The following is a 5283-nucleotide window of genomic DNA, read 5'->3' as shown; positions in this document are numbered from 1 at the left end:
GCCTGCCTCCGCGGCACCCTCACGGACCGGGCCAGCCCCACGGCGTGAGCCGACACCGTCACGGACCGGTACGGCCCCGCGGCGTGAGCCGACACCGTCGCGGACCGGGACGGCACGCCGGGAGCCGACGCCGTCGCGTCCCCGGGTCAGCACCACCGCACCGACACCCGGCCGCTCCACACCGCCCTCACGGGCCGGGGCCACCCCGCGACCGGAGACGTCGCCTCCCCGGGCCGGCGCCGCCACCCCGTCGGCCGGGCGTACACCGAAGACGACGCCCGGCCCGTCCACGCCACACCCCTCCCGGACGAAGGGGACGCCCAGTCCCTCCGCCCCGAAGAAGGCATCCAGCCCCGCCCCATCGGCGAAGGCACCTGACACCGCCGCGCCCAAGACGCACAAACCCTCAGCCCGAAGTACGGCGACACCGAGACCGCCGGGAGCATCCGCCGGCCACACACCGACGCACAAGCCCACCGCGTCCCCCGCGCCGACACCGGGCGACGGCCGCGTGGTGACCACGACGTGGTTCACGTCCCCGGCCGCGGTGGCCGCCGCCCGGCGGATGGCCGCCGAGGGCGTGGTGGGCGACCCCGCCTGCTCCCTTGCCGCCGTCGGACCACCGGACCCGGGCCTGCTGCCCCGGACCGGCCGGATCGGCATCGGACAAAGCGGCGACTACACCTGCCTCATCGCCTGAGACCGCCGAGTCACCCGTCCCGTTCCCACGCCGGGCACCGGCGACGCCGGTCAGCGCCTCCGGTCCGCGCGCGCTGACCCCGCGCTCGCCATGGCGCCGCCCACCGGTCCCCCGCGACGGCGCCGGTCCGCGCCGCTACGGCGACACGTCCTCCAGTCGCCGCCCCGCCGTCTCCTCCGCGCAGGTGCCCGCGACGACGGCGCCCGCCAGGGACACCGCGGCCAGGGTGAGGAAGACCGTGCCGATGCTTCCGCCGGCGTAGACCGCGCCGACGACGATCGGGCCGAGGATCACGCCGAGGCGGTTGAGCGCCCCGCCCACGCTGCTGCCCAGGGCCCGCATGCGGGTCGGGAAGAGTTCCGGCGTGTAGAGGTAGAGGCAGATGTTGGAGCCGAAGAAGAACACGGCGGCCAGCGACGTCCAGACGAGGACCTGCACCGCGGTGGCCGCGCCGAGACAGGCGAGGACGAGCAGGAGCGCGGCCGAGCCGCCCAGACAGGCGGTGATCACCCGGCGGCGGCCGGCCCGGTCGACGGTGAGGGCGGCGAGGAGGCAGCCCAGCAGGCCCGCGCAGGACGTGACCGTGGAGTACAGCAGGGCGTCGGACAGGGAGAGGTCGTAGCGGTTCTGGTAGATGGTCGGCAGCCAGGACGTGATGCCGTAGTTGACGAAGTAGCCGGTGAACCACAGGGCGCCGACGACCAGGGTGCGGCGCCGGTAGCGGCCGGTGAACAGGCCGCGCAGTCCGACGGCGGAACCCTCCTTGCCGGTGGCCTCGGCGGCGGGGGTCGGCGGGGCGACGGGCGGCAGCGGTGCGCGTGTCGCCCGCTCCACGGCCGTCTCGATCCGCGTCATGACGACGGCGGCCTCCTCGGTCCGGCCGCGGTCGGCGAGCCAGCGCGGCGATTCGGGCACCATGCGGTGCACCACGTAGGCGAGGACCCCGGGCAGCGCGGCGAGCCCGTACATCCACCGCCAGCCGAGCACCGGCACCAGCCAGGCCGCCATCAGGGCGCCGACGGTCAGACCGGCCGGGAAGACCAGCTCGTACAGCAGGACGAAGCGGCCCCGTTTGTGGCTGCGGGTGATCTCGGCGATGAAGGTGGCGGCCACCGGCACCTCCCCGCCGATCGCCAGGCCCTGCACGAACCGCAGCCCCATGAACGCCTCCGGTGAGGGGGCGAGGGCGAGCGCCAGGTTGGCGACGCTGGACAGGGCCACGCACAGGGCGATCACCCGGACGCGGCCGATCCGGTCGGCGACGCGTCCCGAGAGCAGGGCGCCGACCAGCATGCCGATCGAGCCGACCGTGAGCAGCAGCGTGGTGGCGGAGGTGGACAGGTGCCACTCGCCGCGCAGCTCGGGCAGGGCGTAGGCGATCAGGAGCTGGTCGAACGCCTCGAAGAACGTGACGGCGCCGACCACGAGCCGCACGGTGACGTGCCAGCGGGACAGGGGCAGCCGCTCGAAACGGGCGGCTATGGAGGCTCGGAGCGTGCTGTCGGGTACTGCTTCGGTCGTCATGCGTGGACTCCGCTGGTCGCAGGGGAAGGGGACGGCAAGCGCGGGAGCAGCGGCGAAGAAGAGCGGGGCAGCGGCCGACGGAACGTCAGGTGAGCGCCAAGCTTCTAAGCGCTTAAGTTGTATCGCTGGCGAGCGGGACCGCGTCAAGGCCTGAAGCAGCGATTTGCCGAGCGATCTGTTCGGAGGGACCTCTTGCGCCCGAGATATTTAAGCCCTTAGATTTCTAGCGCTTACCCAAATGCTTGCTCAGGCAGCTCCCCCGGACCTTGTGCAGGAGGCCCCCGCATGCTCCGAACTCCCCCGGACGAAGCGCTCGTTGCGGGCCGGTGGCGGCGCGGCTCGGGTGCCGCGACGGTGACCCTCGACCCGGCCACGGGCCGGCCCCTCGCCACGGTGCACGCCGTGACCGCCGAGGAGGTCGCCGAGGCGGCGCGGGGCGGGGCGGAGGCCGCCTTCGACCCCCGCTGGCGCGAGCTGCTGCCGCACGAGCGGGCGCGTCTGCTGCACCGCGTCGCCGCGCTGATCGAGGAGGACACGGAGCACCTGGCCGCCCTCCAGACCGCGGACACCGGCAAGGCGCTGACCGAGACCCGCGCGCTGGTGGCGAGCGCCGCCGCCACCTTCCGGTACACGGCCGCCGCGCTGGAGACCGCCGAGGACGCGCTCACCCCGTCCCGCGGCGCGTACGTGACCATGAGCGTGCACGAGTCGATCGGGGTGGTCGGCGCGATCAACCCGTGGAACTCCCCGGTCGCGAGCGACGCCCAGAAGCTCGCCCCGGCGCTGGCCGCGGGCAACGCGGTGCTGCTGAAGCCGGCCGAGTGGACCCCGCTGGTGTCGCTGGCCCTGGGCCGGCTCGTCGCGGCGGCGCTGGCGGAGAGCGGCCTGCCGCCGGCCCTGCTGTCGGTGCTGCCCGGGCCCGGCCGGGTGGTCGGCGACGCGATCGTGCGGGACCCGCACGTCGGCAAGGTCGCCTTCACGGGCGGCACCACCACCGGACGCTCCCTCGCCCGGACCGCCGCCGACAAGCTGATGCCCGTCTCGCTGGAGCTGGGCGGCAAGTCACCGACCGTCGTGCTGGCCGACGCGGACGTCGAACAGGCCCTGGCCGGCGTGATGTTCGGCGTGTTCTCCTCCAGCGGCCAGTCCTGCATCGCCGGTTCACGGCTGTTCGTGGCACGGAGCCTGTACGAAGACTTCGTCGGCGAACTCGTCGCCCGGGTAAGGAAACTGCGCGTCGGCCCCGGCACCGACCCGGACACCCAGGTCGCCCCGCTCGTCCACCCCGCGCACCGCGACCGCGTCGCCGGCTATGTGGACCTCGCCCGCGAGGAGGGCGCCCGCGTCCTGTGCGGCGGGAGCGTGCCGGACGGGCCCGCGTACGCGGACGGCGCCTACTACCTGCCGACCGTGCTCGACGGGCTGCCGGGCGACGCGCGCGCCTGCCAGGAGGAGATCTTCGGCCCGGTCCTGGTCGCGCTGCCCTTCGACGACGAGGAGGACCTGGTCCGCCAGGCCAACGACTCCGTCTACGGGCTCGCCTGCGGCATCTGGACCCGCGACCACCGGGCCGCCTGGCGGATCGCCCGCCGCGTCGACGCGGGCACCGTCTGGATCAACACGTACAAGCAGTTCAGCATCGCCACCCCCTTCGGCGGCATGAAGGCGAGCGGCCTCGGCCGTGAGAAGGGCCGCGACGGCATCCGCGCCTACCAGCGCCAGAAGTCCCTGTACTGGGGAACCGCCACCGCTCCCCTGCCCTGGGCCGGCTGACACTCCCGGAGAAGAGCACATGTCCCCTGACCCGCACGCACCCCCCGTCGCCCGGCTGCGCGCCCTGCGCTCGGTCGAGCTGCTCACCCGCGACTTCACCACCGCCACCGACTTCTACGAGGAGGCGTGGGGTCTTGAGGTCGTCGAGGCCGGGCACAGCACCAGCTGGCTGCGCGGCACCGGCCCGGAACACCACGCCCTCCAGCTCACCCGCTCGGAACGCACCGGCCTCGGCAGGCTCGCGTTCGCCGTGGCCACCCCGGCGGAGATCGACGAGGCCGCGCGGCGCCTGGAACGCCGCGGCATCCGCCCGGTGGCGGGGCCCGGCCCGCTCGACCAGGCCGGCGGCGGATACGGGGTGCGCTTCCACGACCACGAGGGCCGGCTGATCGAGCTGTCCGCCGACACCTGGGCCGTCCCGCCCCGCGGACAGGACGGCGCGGTGCCCGTCGGCGTGACGCATGTCGTGCTCAACACCACCGACATCGACGCCTCCGTGGCCTTCTACCGCGAGGTCCTCGGCCTGCGCGTCTCCGACTGGTCCGAGCACCAGATGGCGTTCCTGCGCTGCAACAGCGACCACCACTGCGTGGCCTTCAACCAGGCGCCCTGGGTCTCCCTCAACCACGTCGCCTACGAGATGCGGTCCGTCGACCACTTCATGCGGGGCATCGGCCGGCTGCGCCACCACGGCGTCGTGCCCCAGTGGGGGCCGGGGCGGCACGGCCCGGGCAACAACACCTTCTCCTACTTCACCGACCCGGCCGGCCTGGTCTGCGAGTACACGTCCGAGGTCGCGCAGGTCGTGGAGGACCGCTGGATCTGCAAGGTGTGGCGGCGCGTCCCGGAGCTGTCCGACCTGTGGGGCACCGCGGGCCCGCCCTCGAAGCTGATCCGCGCCCACATGGCCGGTACCCCGGACGGCAGCCCCGTCCTGCCCCCGGTCGACGCAGAACCCTCCCTCGCAGAAGGAGCCTCCGCATGAACGGCAGTGTGCTGAAGGTCGGCCTGGTGGGCTGGGGTGCGATCGGCCGGGTCGTCGGCACCGCCCTCGCCGCGGGCGAGGTACCCGGGGCGGTGCTGCACCGCGTGGTCGACAACCGTCCGCTGGGCGACGCCGTCCCGGTCGGCCAGGTGCCCTTCGAGGAGGCGATCGCCGACTGCGAGCTGATCGTCGAGGCCGCGGGACAGGGCGTCGTCCGCGAGTGGGGCGAGCGCGTGCTCACCGCCGGCACGGACCTGCTGGTCGCCTCCACCGGCGCCCTCACCGACGAGGACCTCGCCAA

The 5283-nt window shown here is 74.0% G+C and carries 4 protein-coding genes and 1 pseudogene; 4 read left to right on the top strand and 1 reads right to left on the bottom strand.

Going from position 1 to position 5283, the window contains the following annotated elements:
• The first annotated feature begins 514 nt into the window (after nt 1-514).
• Nucleotides 515-700, top strand: a complete 186-nt coding sequence (locus tag GTW67_RS06165; RefSeq protein WP_161163779.1) for a hypothetical protein — start codon at nt 515-517, stop codon at nt 698-700.
• Between the two features lie 135 nt (nt 701-835).
• Here the strand turns inward: GTW67_RS06165 and GTW67_RS06160 are convergent, their stop codons facing one another.
• Nucleotides 836-2224, bottom strand: a complete 1389-nt coding sequence (locus GTW67_RS06160) for an MFS transporter (protein WP_161163778.1) — start codon at nt 2222-2224, stop codon at nt 836-838.
• Nucleotides 2225-2509: 285 nt separating this feature from the next.
• On the opposite strand from GTW67_RS06160, the gene GTW67_RS06155 reads away from it, so the two are divergent.
• From GTW67_RS06155 to GTW67_RS06145, 3 genes and pseudogenes are all read left to right on the top strand, one after another.
• Nucleotides 2510-3997, top strand: a complete 1488-nt coding sequence (locus tag GTW67_RS06155) for an aldehyde dehydrogenase (RefSeq protein WP_161163777.1) — start codon at nt 2510-2512, stop codon at nt 3995-3997.
• Nucleotides 3998-4016: 19 nt separating this feature from the next.
• Nucleotides 4017-4982 (top strand): VOC family protein, encoded by a 966-nt coding sequence (locus GTW67_RS06150; protein ID WP_161163776.1) that lies wholly within the window; start codon nt 4017-4019, stop codon nt 4980-4982.
• A pseudogene (locus GTW67_RS06145) lies at nt 4979-5283 on the top strand (aspartate dehydrogenase domain-containing protein); the annotation flags it as partial. The gene GTW67_RS06150 and the pseudogene GTW67_RS06145, both read left to right, overlap by 4 nt.

The organism is Streptomyces sp. SID5910, assembly GCF_009862125.1.
GTDB lineage: Bacteria > Actinomycetota > Actinomycetes > Streptomycetales > Streptomycetaceae > Streptomyces.
This window is presented reverse-complemented; position numbering and strand designations above follow the sequence as displayed.